This is a genomic window from Butyrivibrio sp. NATIVEDY162, assembly GCF_045999815.1.
Lineage (GTDB): Bacteria > Bacillota > Clostridia > Lachnospirales > Lachnospiraceae > Butyrivibrio.
In genome coordinates this window covers 2,010,875-2,026,785 of the sequence record NZ_CP172573.1, presented here as the reverse complement: position 1 = coordinate 2,026,785, position 15,911 = coordinate 2,010,875, and the positions used below count along the sequence as shown (strand labels likewise).

At 43.3% G+C, this 15,911-nt stretch carries 23 protein-coding genes and 1 pseudogene; 23 read left to right on the top strand and 1 reads right to left on the bottom strand.

The features are described 5' to 3' along the window. Positions 1–103: 103 nt before the first annotated feature. The 22 genes and pseudogenes from ACHCNF_RS08785 to ACHCNF_RS08680 form a co-directional block, all read left to right on the top strand. Positions 104–664, top strand: a complete 561-nt coding sequence (locus ACHCNF_RS08785) for a hypothetical protein (protein ID WP_408069442.1) — start codon at positions 104–106, stop codon at positions 662–664. 217 nt (positions 665–881) lie between these two features. Beyond that, positions 882–1,100, top strand: a complete 219-nt coding sequence (locus tag ACHCNF_RS08780) for a helix-turn-helix domain-containing protein (RefSeq protein ID WP_408069441.1) — start codon at positions 882–884, stop codon at positions 1,098–1,100. A 112-nt stretch (positions 1,101–1,212) separates the two neighbouring features. Then, entirely contained in the window at positions 1,213–1,800 is a 588-nt protein-coding gene (locus ACHCNF_RS08775; protein ID WP_408069440.1) for a hypothetical protein, read from the top strand. 7 nt (positions 1,801–1,807) lie between these two features. Further along, positions 1,808–2,032 (top strand): DUF6462 family protein, encoded by a 225-nt coding sequence (locus tag ACHCNF_RS08770; RefSeq protein WP_408069439.1) that lies wholly within the window; start codon positions 1,808–1,810, stop codon positions 2,030–2,032. 123 nt (positions 2,033–2,155) lie between these two features. Beyond that, the gene (locus ACHCNF_RS08765; protein WP_408069438.1) at positions 2,156–3,397 is read left to right on the top strand and encodes a site-specific integrase; all 1,242 of its coding nucleotides are present in this window, start codon (positions 2,156–2,158) and stop codon (positions 3,395–3,397) included. Positions 3,398–4,122: 725 nt separating this feature from the next. Then, positions 4,123–4,407 carry a DUF6462 family protein gene (locus ACHCNF_RS08760; protein ID WP_408069437.1) on the top strand — a complete coding sequence of 95 codons (285 nt, stop codon included), beginning with the start codon at positions 4,123–4,125 and terminating at the stop codon, positions 4,405–4,407. Between the two features lies 1 nt (position 4,408). Beyond that, entirely contained in the window at positions 4,409–4,663 is a 255-nt protein-coding gene (locus ACHCNF_RS08755) for a DUF6462 family protein (protein ID WP_044959236.1), read from the top strand. 14 nt (positions 4,664–4,677) lie between these two features. After that, positions 4,678–5,466 carry a ParA family protein gene (locus ACHCNF_RS08750; protein WP_408069436.1) on the top strand — a complete coding sequence of 263 codons (789 nt, stop codon included), beginning with the start codon at positions 4,678–4,680 and terminating at the stop codon, positions 5,464–5,466. Then, positions 5,459–6,388, top strand: a complete 930-nt coding sequence (locus tag ACHCNF_RS08745; RefSeq protein ID WP_408069435.1) for a ParB/RepB/Spo0J family partition protein — start codon at positions 5,459–5,461, stop codon at positions 6,386–6,388. The genes ACHCNF_RS08750 and ACHCNF_RS08745 overlap by 8 nt, the downstream gene beginning before the upstream one ends. Positions 6,389–6,582: 194 nt before the next feature. Next, complete coding sequence (locus ACHCNF_RS08740) at positions 6,583–6,858, top strand: helix-turn-helix domain-containing protein (RefSeq protein WP_408069434.1); 276 nt, start codon at positions 6,583–6,585, stop codon at positions 6,856–6,858. Between the two features lies 1 nt (position 6,859). Further along, on the top strand, positions 6,860–7,144 hold the full coding sequence (locus tag ACHCNF_RS08735) for a hypothetical protein (protein WP_408069433.1): 285 nt from the start codon (positions 6,860–6,862) through the stop codon (positions 7,142–7,144). A gap of 96 nt (positions 7,145–7,240) precedes the next feature. After that, entirely contained in the window at positions 7,241–7,486 is a 246-nt protein-coding gene (locus ACHCNF_RS08730; RefSeq protein ID WP_408069432.1) for a hypothetical protein, read from the top strand. A 67-nt stretch (positions 7,487–7,553) separates the two neighbouring features. Next, positions 7,554–7,916, top strand: coding sequence for an ArsR/SmtB family transcription factor (locus ACHCNF_RS08725; protein ID WP_408069431.1), 363 nt, complete (start codon positions 7,554–7,556; stop codon positions 7,914–7,916). Between the two features lie 37 nt (positions 7,917–7,953). Beyond that, positions 7,954–8,451: a methyltransferase family protein gene (locus tag ACHCNF_RS08720; RefSeq protein ID WP_408069430.1), complete on the top strand. Its 498-nt coding sequence runs from the start codon at positions 7,954–7,956 to the stop codon at positions 8,449–8,451. Positions 8,452–8,465: 14 nt separating this feature from the next. Beyond that, positions 8,466–8,963, top strand: coding sequence for a hypothetical protein (locus ACHCNF_RS08715; RefSeq protein WP_408069429.1), 498 nt, complete (start codon positions 8,466–8,468; stop codon positions 8,961–8,963). Positions 8,964–8,979: 16 nt separating this feature from the next. Continuing rightward, on the top strand, positions 8,980–9,720 hold the full coding sequence (locus ACHCNF_RS08710) for an alpha/beta fold hydrolase (protein ID WP_408069428.1): 741 nt from the start codon (positions 8,980–8,982) through the stop codon (positions 9,718–9,720). A 53-nt stretch (positions 9,721–9,773) separates the two neighbouring features. Next, on the top strand, positions 9,774–10,220 hold the full coding sequence (locus ACHCNF_RS08705) for an Rv1443c family protein (protein ID WP_408069427.1): 447 nt from the start codon (positions 9,774–9,776) through the stop codon (positions 10,218–10,220). Between the two features lies 1 nt (position 10,221). Continuing rightward, entirely contained in the window at positions 10,222–10,839 is a 618-nt protein-coding gene (locus tag ACHCNF_RS08700; RefSeq protein ID WP_408069426.1) for a DUF6796 family protein, read from the top strand. Continuing rightward, entirely contained in the window at positions 10,821–11,474 is a 654-nt protein-coding gene (locus ACHCNF_RS08695) for a class I SAM-dependent methyltransferase (protein WP_408072215.1), read from the top strand. The genes ACHCNF_RS08700 and ACHCNF_RS08695 overlap by 19 nt, the downstream gene beginning before the upstream one ends. 224 nt (positions 11,475–11,698) lie before the next feature. Beyond that, positions 11,699–12,352 carry a nitroreductase family protein gene (locus ACHCNF_RS08690; protein ID WP_120685604.1) on the top strand — a complete coding sequence of 218 codons (654 nt, stop codon included), beginning with the start codon at positions 11,699–11,701 and terminating at the stop codon, positions 12,350–12,352. A 194-nt stretch (positions 12,353–12,546) separates the two neighbouring features. After that, positions 12,547–12,759 (top strand): hypothetical protein, encoded by a 213-nt coding sequence (locus ACHCNF_RS08685; protein ID WP_408069425.1) that lies wholly within the window; start codon positions 12,547–12,549, stop codon positions 12,757–12,759. After that, positions 12,701–12,916 (top strand): annotated as a pseudogene (locus ACHCNF_RS08680) (helix-turn-helix domain-containing protein); the annotation flags it as partial. The gene ACHCNF_RS08685 and the pseudogene ACHCNF_RS08680, both read left to right, overlap by 59 nt. A gap of 23 nt (positions 12,917–12,939) precedes the next feature. Here the strand turns inward: ACHCNF_RS08680 and ACHCNF_RS08675 are convergent. Then, positions 12,940–13,821: an AraC family transcriptional regulator gene (locus tag ACHCNF_RS08675; protein ID WP_408069424.1), complete on the bottom strand. Its 882-nt coding sequence runs from the start codon at positions 13,819–13,821 to the stop codon at positions 12,940–12,942. A 116-nt stretch (positions 13,822–13,937) separates the two neighbouring features. Between ACHCNF_RS08675 and ACHCNF_RS08670 the strand changes: the two genes are divergently transcribed. Further along, positions 13,938–15,911 carry a glycoside hydrolase family 31 protein gene (locus ACHCNF_RS08670; protein ID WP_408069423.1) on the top strand — a complete coding sequence of 658 codons (1,974 nt, stop codon included), beginning with the start codon at positions 13,938–13,940 and terminating at the stop codon, positions 15,909–15,911.

Genomic DNA, 15,911 nt, shown 5'->3' with positions numbered 1-15,911 from the left:
AACAAGAAACACCACATGTTATCTCCGTATTTTTATGGGGAAAACTGGTGTAGAGGGAATGTAACAATTGTTTTTGCGGTTTTATTTTTAGAGGGAAGAGATTATGTATGTAATAGGTATAACGGCACATGAGATTATTCTTAACGAATGCATTTCACAGGGAATCGATTATGGTGAAATGTATGATATCATCAGGGAGCTTCTTATAAAGTACAATGCAGGAAAAGCATTCGCAAAGAGGATGGGAATCAAATGGCTCAACAATGTCTCAAAGAAGATTCCATACAGGACACAGTTCATCGATATCGTGGCACATCCGGAGAATTACAGTAAAAAGGCAAGAAGGGTTTTTGCCTGGAAAGTGGCCTGTGAAATATGGTACAGCGAAAAGAGTGTACTTGTCCTTGAGCAGATGAAAGCCTTTGTTGAGGAAGGAGAAGCTCTAGCCAGTATCATCGATTCAGTATATATGAAGGGTGAAAACACAAAGAATAGTGATGAGGCAATGCAGAAGGAACTCTTCATGGGACGCACCAAGTATTTTGATGTGAAGAAGGATGCTATAGTTCTGTATGGACTTCTTATCTGGAAGTACTGTAAGAGACGTGACAGGGAAGATAAGGATAACGGCATCATTGACAAGAATGGAAATAGAATAAACTAAGGTAGGGACTGCTTCGGCAGTCTTTTTCTTTGCTTTTTTTAATTGTATATACAATTGCGGACTGACGGCGGACTGATAGCGGACTCATGGCGGACTGACCGTGGATTAAGAGCGGATTAAGAGCGGACTCGTAAGCTGCATTTCCATGTTACGATACATCCCGTTGAAGAAAGGGGTGATCAATAGTTGTTAAAACAAATCATTGGAGGAATATAGTATGCAGGAAAGCTTGAAGACCATCGGTGAGAGAATAAAGTATCTCAGGGAAAAGCATGGCATAAGCCAAAGCAGCATAGCAAGAGAATTTCATCTTGCCGGCGGGAGCAGTGTGGTATGTAAATATGAACTTGAAAAGAGAGATCTTCCTCTTGATGTGGTTGTTGCATACTCAAAAAAATTCGGCGTGACTACGGACTGGATTCTAAAGGGCGCTTAAGAGTGTCGCGTCTAAATTGTCCGTGGAGGCAGCGCTTTTCCTGGCATAAGATAGATATGGTAACAAAAAAGCTTCAGATTATATGCGGTTTTCCAATGGGAGGTGAAGACAGATGCAAGGGGTTAAGGAAGAAGTTACTTTCGTAGATATCTATCAGATGCTGGGGATTGATGAGAGAATCGATTTCATTATCGAACATTTCTCAAGACTGGACAGGATGATGAATGCCTTTGAAGTTGGACTTATTACTAACATCCAGAGAGAGCGCAGATATAACAGATGCGCTGAGAACAAGGAGCTTGGTGTGAGAGTCCAGACTTCAGGGCATGCAGATCCCACAGGAAATGAAGGCTCATCAAACGGAGACCTTCAGAAGTATATCAGACAGGGTAATTACATGGCAGCCTTAAAAGGAACAGATAATTTTTTCAAGTACAAGGCGCAGATAATAACCCTGCAGGACATGCGTGATGATTATGGTGTCATAAGTGCAGTGGTTGATTCCATGGGGGATGAGTACGAGCAGTACGTAAAGTATCTAAATAAGAAGAACAGCATCTCAAGAGCTGCAGAAGCAGAAGGCGTTTCAACGGAAGCTATTAAGTCACGTTTTTACCGGGCTAAAAAGGAAATCAGGGAAGCATCCAAGGCCTGGATAATCACTAACAGTAAATACAGTTTATTGAAAAAAGGAGCATAGAAGTTTTATGAGTTACCAGTCAGAACGAATAGAAAGAACAAGAACAATGGTGAAGAAGCTTTTCACATACAAAGAGTGCATGGAGTATTTCGGGATAAAGAGTAAGACAACTATTAGGAAGTACGCAGAGGAATGTGGAGCATATTGTCAGAAGAATGCGAACACAGTAAGGATCGATGCACAGGTACTTGAAAACTACCTCCTCAGTTTTAGAACTGGAAGAGTCAGATAAAGGACGAATAAGACCAGGACAACATGAAATGGTCCTTGCTTTGACGTATTTTTGGAGTCATAATTAATATGTGCTGAACAAGGATCTTTCTTGATATAGCCTGGTCCATTTAATGGAGGTAACATGGCAAGTTTAAGAAAAGATCATTTGAACAGATGTCTCTATAAAGGTGAGAACTACAGGAAGTGTGACAACAGATATTCATATGGTTACACTGACCCGCTTGGCAGAAGAAAAGTGATATATGCCAATGATCTGCAGGAACTCCGCCGGAAAGAAGACATTTTAAAAAGAGACCAGCTTGATGGCATTGATATTTACGCTGCTGGTCGTGCAACCATCAACGAAACCTTTGACAGGTACATGTCAACAAAGGTGGACTTAAAGGAATCCACGAGAAGTAACTACCTGTATACCTACGATCATTTCGTAAGAGATGACTTCGGAAAGAAGAGGCTTATTGACGTTAAGTATTCTGATGTACTTCAGTATTATTTCTTCCTATTAAAAGAGAGGGATCTTTCCCTTAACACTGTATGTACAGTTCATGGACTTCTTCATCCGGCTTTTGAGCTTGCGGTGAGGGATGATATAATAAGGAAGAATCCGTCAGATAAAGTCATCATGGAAGTATCAAAAAGACTTGGCGGAAATACGGGAAGAAGAAAAGCACTGACAGTTGAAGAAAGCCACGCATTCATGGATTTTGTTTCAGCTCATCCGTTGTATTATCACTGGTGGCCGCTCTTCACAGTACTTCTTGGAACAGGACTCCGTGTGGGTGAAGCAGTCGGGTTAAGATGGCAGGATATTGATCTCGATGAGATGGAAATTGAGGTTAATCATAGTCTTGTATATTATCCTGAAGGTGAGAACCGCACATCAAGGCTTCATCTTTCAACACCGAAGACCGAAGCCGGTACCCGTGTAGTTCCGATGTTGGAAGTCGTAAAAGAAGCATTCATCCTTGAAAAAGAGATGCAGCTTGAAGACGGAGGTCTTAACAAGACCGTGATTGACGGAATGAAGGGGTTCATCTTTAAGAACCGTTTTGGCGGTGTACCTAATCCACAGACCATCAATGATGCGATTGAGAGAATCAGAAATGAGTACAACAAGATCGAGACTCTCAGCGCGGCAAAGGAAGGAAGAACTCCTCTGCTTGTTCCGCATTTCTCGTGTCATCACATGAGACATACATTTGCGTCAAGGCTCTGTGAGGTTGAGGATAATCCAAAGGTTATTCAATCAGTAATGGGGCATAAGAGCGTAGTGACAACATATGACATTTACGCAGATGCTTCACCCAGACGTAACAAGGAATCGTTCACGAAGCTTGCAACAAAGCTGAATGGCGTCTTCTAAGAAGCGCACTGGAGTAAAAACAGTTCTGACCACAAAAAAGTCAGATGACTAAAAAATGAATACAGAACCTTTAACTCTGCTGGCTCCCATTGTTCGGTAGAAAAGAGCATAAGTGAGTCACATTTACCGCTAACATGCGGCTTTGGTTAAGTATGGCACCGACCTTGGGTAGGGGCCGCAACTTAAAAGCATCGACTTCAAAGGGTGAGTCAGCATCAGGGTTTGAAACAGCAGGAACATGGGCATTGACCAATTTTTGAACATTAATCGTTATTTGCAGATGTTCGCCAATGCACTCCCCAAGCGGATTTGGGGAAAATGTATTGTTCGGTATTTACTGGCTTTGAGTGAGTATGACCCACACCTCGGGTCATTCCCGACGTTAAAAAGCCTATAATTTCGTCGCTCCTTGTCATTCCTTGTCACGCTTCGTCACACTACGGACAAGTATGGACAACGGCATGTAGACGCAAAAAGTCGCGTTTTCTGAGCCGAAAAGTGAGGTCTCTTGAAGCCTCATGTAAGAGTGGAAAAATGCTTCGTGCATCGTCACGGAACGTGATGTAGAGCACGGATTTGGCTGTAAATTGAACAGGTAAATTATCCAGAGGACAGCTTTTGGATGGTTTCACAGGCACTTACTTTAGAGAAATCTAGAGTAGGTGCCTTTTTTCGTGCTTTGGGCAACTTGTAAACATTTTTCATTCGAAAGGAGGCTCATGATCATGGCGAAAAGATCAAAGGAAGAGCGGGAAGAAGAAAGAAAAAAGGAACTTCTTCGGACATTAAGAAGAGGACCGGATCTTGACCGGTTTATAGATGAGCAGAAACGGAACTTTGTTTCCTATGCCCAGGGAGCACGGATGTATTCCATGAACTATTACTCATTCGTGAAACTGGCAAAAGAAGCAGGGGCGAATATCCGTATTAAGAAGAACGTGGTCATCGATCTGGAATTGATCGAAAAGTATCTGGAAAACAATTGCGAAGGCGTGGAAGGAGAAAGCTGATATGGAAAGAGGAAGATCAAAAGATCCCGGTAAACAGGAGAGACTGGATAATTACAAGGCTCAGTTCAAAAATGGCAAGAAGAAATGGGTTAGATATGATGAGGGCGCGATCCTTTATTCTATGGGGATCCACTCATTTATGGATCTCGCAAATGAAGCTAAGGCAGTATACCGCATCAAGCGTATCTGTCTTGTGAATACTGAAAAACTGGACGAGTACATTGAAGTAATGTACGGCGATCCGGAAAGTAACTAAGGAGGGCAAAGATCATGTGTAAGGTTATCACAGTTGCAAATCAAAAAGGCGGTGTCGGAAAGACCACCACGGCTGTAAATCTTGGGATCGGACTGGCTGCAGAGGGCAACAAGGTTTTATTGATCGATGGAGATCCACAGGGCTCCATGACGATCAGTCTGGGATATAGGGAGCCGGACAGTCTTGAATATACGCTGTCTACACTGTTATCAGAAGTGATGGAAGAAAAGAAACTGTCTCTCAATGAGACCATCATTCAGCATGATGAAGGTGTGGATCTTATTCCGGCCAATATCGAATTGTCAGCACTTGAGATCAATCTGGTAAATGTCATGAGCAGGGAAGTCATGCTCCGAAGTATTGTTGAATATCTCAAAGCGGAATATGACTATAGGTATATTATTATCGATTGTATGCCGTCTTTGGGTATGCTTACGATCAATGCCCTGGCTTGTGCGGACAGTGCTTTGATTCCAGTTCAGGCGGCATACCTTCCTGTAAAAGGGTTGGAACAGCTTATCAAAACCATCGGCCGTGTCCAGAGAAGACTAAATAAGAATCTCAGAATCGAAGGGATATTGCTTACGATGGTGGATGCCAGGACGAATTATGCCAGGGATATTTCACAGCTTGTAATAGATACTTACTCGAATCAGATCGGCGTGTTTCATACCTGCATCCCTCTTTCGGTTCGTGCGGCAGAGATCAGTGCAGAAGGCTCCAGCATTTATCAGTATGATCCGAAAGGAAAAGCAGCTATTGCGTATCGCACATTAACGGAGGAGGTGTTGGATCGTGGCTAAGAGAGTTGGACAGAAGATCAAAATGACATCCGTTGATGAGTTGCTCTGTGTTCCTTCAGTAGCCGGTTGTGACGAGATCGAAGTTGCAAAGATCCGGCCGTTCAAGGATCATCCGTTTAAGGTCCTGGATGATGAAAAGATGCATGAGCTTGTGGAAAGCATCATGTTAAATGGTGTGTTGGTTCCGGTAACAGTCAGACCGCTTGAAGACGGAGATTATGAAATGATCTCCGGTCACAGACGGTTATTTGCAGTTAAGGAAATCGGATTGGAAAGGATCCCTGCGATCATAAAGAAGTACGATGATGATGAAGCTGTACTGGCCATGGTGGACTCGAATCTGCAGAGAGAAGAGATTCTTCCGAGCGAGAAGGCTTTTGCATACAAGATGCGTTATGATGCTATGCGCAGACAAGGCCAGCGAAGCGATTTAACTTCGTCCCGAATTGGGACGAAGTTGCAGGAAGGTCGGGCTGATGATGAACTTGCGGATAAAGTGGGTGAAAGTCGTGGACAGTTGCATCGGTATCTTCGTCTGGTGGAACTCATTCCTCCGATTTTGGAATTGGTAGATAAGAAAGCCTTGGCACTTGCTACAGCTGTGGAAGTTTCCTTCTTGGATCACGAAGTTCAGCAGATGCTTTACGAGTACATGTGTGAGAATGAAATCTGCAAGACGTTTCAGATCTTTGCATTGAGAGATTATCTGAAGGAAAATGATACCATCACTAAGATGGAACTCATGCGGATCCTGAATGAGAATGCCCCCAAGGATGAGAGCAACAGATTTCAGCAGCTCACGATCACCAAGAAGAAATTGCAGGAATACTTCCCACCGTTCTATACCAGATCTCAGATGGAGAAGGTGCTGTTCTTATTATTGGAAGAGTGGAAGAAAAAGAATGATGAAACGGGGGGTTGATTAGGGTTTTCCGCTTGAATTTGCGAAAACAAGCGGAAAAAACAAGCGACAAGCGGAAAAAACAAGCGGAAAAGCAGAAGTAAGGAGTCGGGAGCGACTCCTTTTTCTGTTCCGCAGGATATTCCTTGACATGTAGTCAATGACTACATATAATAAAGATAGAAGCACACGCATTGACTACAGAGGAGGTGCCTATGAAGAAGGAAAAATATAACCTCGAAGGAATCGAGATTGAAGTAGAAAAGTACGATAAGAGCGACAAGGATGCAGAACGTCGTCGTTTGGCATATTGTTTCAGAATGATCAGGGAAAAGTCCGGTATGAGCAGGACTGATTTTTCTGCGTGGTTGGGTGTACCATATCGGACCATGCAGGAGTGGGAACTTGGCAGGAGAGCCATGCCGGAATATGTTTTACGTTTGATCGCCTATAAGGTGATGAATGAGCTACGAGAAGGGAGGATCGGTTAATATGTTCATATTAAGAAAAATCCTAAAACTTTTGTTGTTACCGGTTGCTTTTGTTCTGTTTTTTACTAGCTGGGCACTAGAAACTTCAATGAAGCTGACAGAATGGGCAGTGGGGCTGCTTACATTAATCATTGGAGCAGCTATTATTTATAGTATCGTTATTCACAGGTGGGGGGATCTGTTCCTTTATTCACTTATATTTGCAGGCATTATGGCTATATTGATGGCAGTAGTTGTAGTCCAGGATTTTTGCAGTTCCATGCTTGAAAAGATAAGCATGTTGTAATTGGAGTGGATCATAAAGACCTACAGATGTAATGACAGACAGCTGCCCATCCGATATAATGGGTGGGCAACCAAATATATTATGGAGGTAACAGTCATGAACAAGTATGTTTCGCTGGATAAGCGAAGTAAAAAAGCGCAGCGCGAGTATCACGCAAAGCAGAGACGCACCTGGGGAGAACTTAATCCCGTGACAAGGAGCGTACCGAGCGGAAAGACTTACAATCGAAAGAAGGAAAAGCAGAGGACCGGCAAAGAATTCAGAAATGGATTTGATGCCGGTTTTTATATTATTCTAGATCGAAATCATGAAGGAATTGAAAACGCGCAATTTAATACTTGACAATTGAGCGTACATTCAACTATAATACAGACAGTTGAATAATCACTCAATTAAAAGAGGCGAGGAAATGGCAAAGAATGAGTATATCTGTGATTGCAATCCAATAAATCCGGAGTTGGTACAGGAAACGAGAAAAAGGATGCTCCCGGACAGGGCTTATGAGCGGGTGGCAGGATTCTTTAAGATAGTCGGTGATCCTACCAGATGTAAGATCGTATCGGCTCTTTCTATGAATGAAATGTGTGTCGGAGACATTGCGAATGTCTTGTCTATGACAAAATCATCAATATCGCACCAGCTCACCAAAATGAAAGGAGCCGGCGTGGTCAGATCAAGAAAAAACGGTAAGGAAGTTTATTATGCCCTGGATGATGAACATGTGGCGGAGATATTCGCGCTTACGGTGGCGCATATGGATCATCTTGCATGATGAAGAGCTTATTTCATAGGACATAGGAGCGTTACTTATGGGAAAGAAAGAGGAAAAGCACCTGCCGGTATATGGAATAGGTCCGATGCTTTGCTGGCCCATGGCTGTTTTAACCGTCGCTGGTATCTGGATGTCTGTCCGGGGAATTATCCCAGGTGCGATCGAAAATGGTTCGGCCAGGATATTATTACTGATTATCGGTATTCTGCTGATACTTGAAGGGGTTGCTTTGTTCTTTGGAGCAGATCTGCATGGAAACCTTAAGGACAATATCAAAGCAAATCAATTGAAGACGAACGGATCTTATAAATTTGTCAGAAATCCCTGCTATTGCCTGTTTCTTCTTTCCTGCACAGGAGCAATATGCATAGCTCATAATTATTGTCTGTTCATCCTGCCGGTCTTGTTCTGGCTGGAGATGACGATCGTATTGATCAATACGGAAGAAAAATGGCTTAAAGACCTGTATGGTCAGGAATATACAGAGTACTGCAGGAAAGTAAACAGGTGTATTCCATGGATCCCAAAGGGTTGATCGGAGGATAAAAGATGAATTGGTTCAGAACGATACTTGACGGAGTTGCGATGAGCGCGGTCTTCAACAGTTATGTAGCAGTATTCTGGCTTTTAAAGCCTCATTCGTTTATTGGAATGTTTCCGAAGGAACTGCAGAAAAAGGCAAGAGCCAGGACAGCGGAAGAAAAACGACATACATTGATCATGATATGCACACTGTATCCTGCACTGCTTGTCTGGATCATTCTCAGCACATGGCAGGCGGGTATCGTGGGATTCTGGAATATGTTCTGGACTGCCTATGTTGAGATGATGTTTATCAGCCTTGGAGATCTGTTTTTTCTGGATTATATGCTGCTGAAAGTTACGGGTACGAAGCTTCATGCCGACGGTGTTAAAGGAGATCCTTTTTACGAGCCGAAGAATGAACTTCTGAAATTGGGTCTGCCGGAACATTTGATCCTGTGGCCGGCTGTTTTCTGTCCTGTAGTCGGGGCAATAAGTGCCGGCGTGGGAGTATTACTTAGATAAAGAGCGGAGACGATAAATGAATTTTCTGACCTTTGGAGATAAAGAAAATCAATCGGTGATGTTCATCCACGGAATGGCTTCCACAGCTAAGCTTTGTTACGGACCGCTGCTGGAGTATTTAAAAGACTACTATGTAATTCTTGCCGAGGTGGACGGGCATAGTGACAGTCTGGGTGAACTGGAGAGCCTGGCCGATAACTGCACCGAGATCGAAAACTTCATTATGGAGAATCTGAATGGAGAATTGTATTGTCTATCCGGCTTTTCGATGGGAGGCACCATGGCGGTGGAGATAGTCGGACGGGGCAACGTCAGGATCTCCAAGGTGCTGCTGGATGCAGCATTTCTTACAAAGATGGGAGTTCTTACAAAGCTGTACGAGAATATATTCTGCAAAGCAATATCACGGTTGCAGCGGGGAAAGAAGATCCCTAAGCCTTTGATGGATCGCATCATGGGAAAAGATAATAACAGCGTGGTCGAGATGCTTTATACGAGAGTGACTCAAAAGACGATCACTAATGTGTGTGAATATGTGTACCGATATGATATCCCGGAAGGGATCAGACGATACACCGGTCAGACCGTATTCTGGTATGGTTCTAATGAACCGTATCCAAGGAAAAGCGCGGGACTGTTAAAGCAATATCTTCCCCAAATGGAAGTAGTTGAATTTGAGAATATGGGGCATGGTCAATACCTGCACGAGCACAGCGCGGAATATGCTGCAAAGATCATCGAGTATCTGGATACGTAAGTCGTATGGATACATAAAAGAAGGATCGATATAAGTGCAGAGAGGTGAATATCTTGAAAACTGTTAAAAAGACAAGTATCTTTCCTGTAAGCAAAAAGAAAGTGTTTGCTAAGTTGTTGAAATTAAGCACACTCCAGTATATCGCATATCCATATGCTACGTTTACACCATTGGACGGAACTGACAATATGTCCTGGGAGGTTGGAAGTACTTCACGCTTTAAGTTCCGGCTCTTTGGCTTTATCCCATTCGGAACCCATACGATCAACGTGATCCGTTTTGGATCAGATGAAGGGATCTATACACATGAAGGAAACGAGCATGTTCCGACATGGAATCATGAGATCATCCTCGAAGAATTATCGGGAAACAAATGCAGATATACGGATAAGGTCGATATAGATGCCGGATGGAAAACAATCTTCATATGGATATGGGCGAATTTCTTTTACAGCCATAGACAGAGAAAGTGGATAAAACTTTTGAAGGGGAAGAATTGACATGTTAAAAACAGTATTGTTTATTGCATTTGTTGGACACATTTTGTGTGGCATATGTGATTGTCTGCTATCATACTCACCCAGCGGCAGGCTGGATCTGAAAGGGGCACTTAAGTCTTCTGACAGGATGAGAGAGGTATTTAAGGATTATCCTATCAAGTGGTCTCTTATCTCCATAATGCTAGGCGTATTTGCAATTACCATGTTTGGATTTGGTTATTTGGAATTAAGCAAATGGATGGCAGAGTATTCACAAACAGCATCTGTGATCATGTATATCTCTGCGGTTGTATTTCTGATACCGATCGTTGTTCATCACATAATATGCGGTTTGGTTGAGTGGCTTTATGTAAGACTTGGAAGAACAGATGAAGCTAGAGAAACTGTGATGGAATTTCAAAAAAAGACAATAGCAACCATGATAGTGGGTTATCTGGGGTTGCTTATATTTCTTGTTACTTTGTTTGTTATGGTCATAACCGGAAGGACATCGCTTCCTCAGTGGGCATGCGTGTTAAATACTTTGCCGCTGATGGTGCTTTTAGCACCTACAAAACTTCCCGCTAAAGGAAATATTGCCGGAGCTGTTATGTATTTGGGATTGTTCATTCTGTTATAGAAGGAAATTCAGCAGAAAAACAGAAGAGAGGGATTCATATGTTTTGGGATAAAATCTCACCATTATATGACTTATTCGAAAATGTATATAATCACAAGGTGTATTCCGGTACCGGGAAAAAGGTTGCTGAATTTATCGATCCTACGGATGTGGTCCTAGAATGTGCTTGCGGAACAGGAGCAATCACTGCCTGCATTGCCGAAAAGTGCAGGAAACTTATAGCAACGGATTTTGCGCCCGGAATGCTTAAACAGGCTGCAAGAAAATGCCGGAAATACGGTAATGTGCGTTTTAAAAAAGCAGATATCACAAACATCAAGTGTGGGGATGATCGGTTTGACAAGGTGGTTGCCGGCAATGTGATCCATTTATTACCGGATCCGGGAAAGACGCTTACAGAGCTTGAACGGGTTGTAAAGCCCGGCGGGAGGATAATCATACCAACATATATCAATATGTCAAAGAAGTCGGCCGGTTTGGCGGTGAAATTCATAGAGCTTTTGGGAGCAGATTTCAAGAAGCAGTTTGACATCGATTCATACAAGTCGTTCTTTACGGATATGGGATACGATAAAGTAGAGTACCATGTTGTTGAAGGAAGAATGCCCTGTGCGATCGCAGTGATAAAGAAATGACCATGTGTATCGGAAAGTGGTAAGTTTATGAATAAGAAGTATACATAACGTGCTGTTTGAAGAAATATAAATTGATAAATTGTCTCTGTTGGATGGATATCTGATCATTTCCTCGATACTGTAGTACGATTAACTTCCAGTTTTATCGAGCAAGACAACTCGGGATTTGTAGGAATATTCATTTCTCTTATAAACAGGCACCGAGGTGCGAGGAGGTAAATAACATGGATATGAAGCAGGCAATGAAAGAACGTCATATGGTTCGAAAGTACACTGATGAACCTATTCCGGAGGATATCGTAGAAAAGTTGAATCATCGGGTAAGAGAGAATAATGAGCAGTATGGACTATCTATCAAATTGATGACCAATGATGATAGTGCTGTTCCCGGTGTGATCAAACTGATCCTCGCTAAGGGGGTCAACAATTTCTTTATCATGGCCGGGCCTGATGGTGCAGATGAACTGTGTGGATACTGTGGAGCTGATCTGATGCTTTACGCACAGACGCTGGGACTGAATACATGGTGGGTCGGCGGAACCTATAACCGAAAAGGAGCACAGGAAAAAATCGAAGGTGCAAAGCCCGTAGGAATCATCGCTGTTGGTTATGGCCAGACACAAGGTGTTCCACATAAGACAAAGACAGCAGAACAGGTCAGTTCATACGACGGAGAAGCACCACAGTGGTTTAAGAACGGCATTGAAGCAGCACTCTTGGCACCTACCGCACTGGCAAAACAGGCATTCACCATCAAAGGTAAAGGAAATAAGGTATCTATCTCCTGCGATAACGGCATCTTTACCGGTGTGGATACAGGTCTTGTGAAATACCACTTTGAGCTGGGAGCGGGAAAAGACAGCTTTGAATGGGTATGATTCCTAAGGGTGAGCATTACAGAAGTGTTTTTCTGGCTGAAAAATAAAAGCTGATAACTTCAAATTTGTCGGGATGAGGGCATAGCCTTTTATCCCGGAAGTTAAAAAATATATTGTTTTAGCGCCTAAGGGCGGCTATGAGATTTTAAGAGTCTTGTAGCCGCCTTTTTTTGTTCGCAAAAAGGAGGAAGGAAATGCGGTACTACAGGTTTGAGAATTATGATAACAAGCTTGGAAAAGTTGTTGGAGGTTATATCAGCTTAATATGTGCAATGCTTCTGATGAACCTGGATTTACCGGCGGATGCAGGTGATGATGATTATGAAAATGCATTGGCTGAAGTGAAGGATCCGTGCTATTATAGACGCTCGCATCTCACAGAATATGACACAGAAAGAACTTGCTGAGAGAACAGGTATCGCCCAGACAGAGATCAGCAAGCTGGAGAACGGAACAAGAAATCCTTCCATTAAACTATTGCAGAGGCTTGCAGAAGGGATGGATATGGTTTTGAATATATCGTTCACACCCAAAGCAAGTGTCAGAAAAAGAACACACCTATAAGTGAAGCAGATATTGTGGAAAGATTATCTTACAGTTCGGTAAGCTGACGGGGTGGCGCCCATTACTTTAGTAAATGTCCTGTTAAAATAACTGATATTGTTGAATCCCACCAGGGAAGCGATATCGGTTATTTTTTTGTCTGTTGTGCTTAAGAGTTCGCAGGCTTTGATTATACGTATGCGGTTTAAATATTCAAAAGGCGTGGCGCCGGTATAGTCGTGAAAACTGTGGCAGTAGTAGCTTTCGCTGTAACCGGATATTTCCGATAACTGTTTAAGGCTTAAAGGTTCAGCGTAATGCATCTGCATATAGTCCATGCTCCTTAACAGATCTTTTGATAAGGCATTGTCACCGGTTGCAGAGTTTATCTTTGAAAGGTGCAGATTATACAGTTCCTGCCAGCATACAAACAAAAGTCCCTGAATGGTCAGCTCACAGGAAGTAACATCTTTCTTACGGTATCTTAAGATCTCCCGGATCACGGAGAGCAGTTTCTTATTTTTGTTTTCTTCGGACATTGCGGTATAGATGCATTCCGGTCTGTGTAAACCGAGGCCTTCAAAATACGGACTTGAAGCGGACGGAAAGCAGCGTTCCATGGGCTCTGTGGAGAATACGATCGCAGAGTATTTTATGAGTTTTCTGTCACCTTCACATCGAACCGCGTTATGCAGCATACCGGGCGGGATAAATACCGCGTCACCTTCTTTGAGTCTATAGTGACCGGTTTCAACATAAAAATCAACTTTCCCTTTTTCCATTATGAAGAATTCAGCCTCCGGATGACAATGAAGATACAGGGCATTATTAAGATCTGGCTTTATTATCGTATGATGCAGAGAGAAAGGGCTGGAGCCGGTTTTATGTATGATGTTTTCAGTATGTGATGGAATCCTGTTTCTCATAGTTATCATGATACAGAAAAAAGCAAAATAGTGCAAGCTGATAACATAAATATTAAAGTTTTTGCGATGCAACAACAATATAATGTTACCAAAAGTATCCCGGAAGGAGAAAACTTATGAGCATCACTATAGAAAAAGACCGTATCATATTTGAAAGACGTGATGAACTGACTGTATTTGAACCATACGGACCGGACTGTATCCGCTGCCGTTCTACGAAAAACAGCAGACTGTCGGATGAGAACTGGACGCTTCTGCCGGCAAAGGAAGGAGCATGTTTCTCCATCGAGGGTGATGAAAAGAAAGCAGTCCTTAAAAACGGACACATGTCTGTAAGTGTCGATGCAGGCACACCCTGGTACGGCGGGATAATAACCTTTTACCGCGATAATGTTCCCATACTTAAAACAAAGTATGAAGGTGATTATACCTGCAGGAATATCCATACTGAAGGAGATAACTATCAGGTTAAAGCCATATTTGAATCCAATCCGGGAGAGCATTTCTACGGACTGGGCCAGGAGCAGGAGGATTTCTTCGACAGGCAGGGCAGCAGCTGTAACCTGCTGCATTATAATACCAAGTCTGCAGTGCCTGTTGTATATTCTTCTTTAGGTTATGGTTTCTTCTGGAACAATCCCGCGCCGGGAAGATGTGAGACCACAAAGAATCATATCATGTGGGTGGCAGACAGTGCCTATCAGGCGGACTATCTGGTATATGCCGGAGAAACGCCCGCGGATGTAATGAAGATATACTGTGAGCTTACGGGCTATGCACCTGAGTTCCCTGAATGGGCAGCAGGCTTCTGGCAGAGCAGGCTGCGTTATGAATGCCAGGAAGATGTACTTAACGTGGCAAGGGAATATAGGAAGAGAGGAGTTCCCCTGGCTGCCATAGTTATAGATTATTTCCACTGGACCGAGCAGGGCGAGTGGAAATTTGATCCGAAGTACTGGCCTGATCCGGAAGGAATGTGCAGGGAGCTTAAAGAGATGGGAATACAGCTCATAGTCTCAGTCTGGCCCACCATAAATCCTGCAAGTGAGAATTACCGCGAGATGAATGACAGGAACATGCTGGTGCGTACCGAGTGCGGCCAGTACGGAACTTTTGATTTCTACGGCCAGCAGACCTTTATTGATGTGACTAATCCTAAGACACGGTCTTTTGTATGGGATAAGGTTAAGAAGAATTACTATGATAAGGGGATACATAATTTCTGGCTGGATGAGGCAGAGCCGGAGGTCCATCCCCAGCAGTTTTCAAACCTTAAGTTCTATGTAGGAAACGGTGCACAGACGGCCATGCTTTATCCCTATTACTATAGTAAGCTGTTTTATGAAGGATTAAAGGAAGCCGGAGAGGATAAAGTGATAGTACTTACCAGAGCAGCATATCCGGGAAGCCAGAAATTCGGATCTCTTGTATGGAACGGTGACATAGCATCCACATTCTTAAACCTGCGCATGAGCGTGAAGACAGGCCTTTCAATGGCAATGAGCGGCATACCCTGGTGGAACAGTGATATAGGAGGTTTTCATTCCGGGGATACCAGGAGTGAATACTTCCGTGAGCTGATAGTGCGCTGGGCACAGTTCGGAGTGTTCTGCCCTGTAATGAGACTGCATGGTGCCAGGATCCGTACACCGGAGCAGACAGAGCGCTTCCCCGGGATAAAGGAACGTACCGGAGGCGAAAATGAGATATGGAGCTTCGGTGATGAAAACTATGAGATACTGGCTGAACTGGTAAAACTCCGTGAGCGCCTTAAACCCTATATATGCAGGTATATGGATATCGCATCAAAGGAAGGTAAGCCCATAATGCGTCCCATGTTCTTTGACTACTATAAGGATCCCGTATGCTATGAGCTTGAGGACCAGTATATGTTTGGTGAAGATATACTCTTTGCTCCTATCACTGAGCAGGGCTGCATATCAAGGAAAGTATATCTTCCGGAAGGCAGCTGGCAGGACGTGAACAGCAAGGCGATAGTCAAAGGCGGACAGTGGATTGAATGCGAAGCACCGATAGATAAGTTCATCGCTTTCGTAAAAGAAGGCGCGGAAGTAGCGGAAATATTCTAG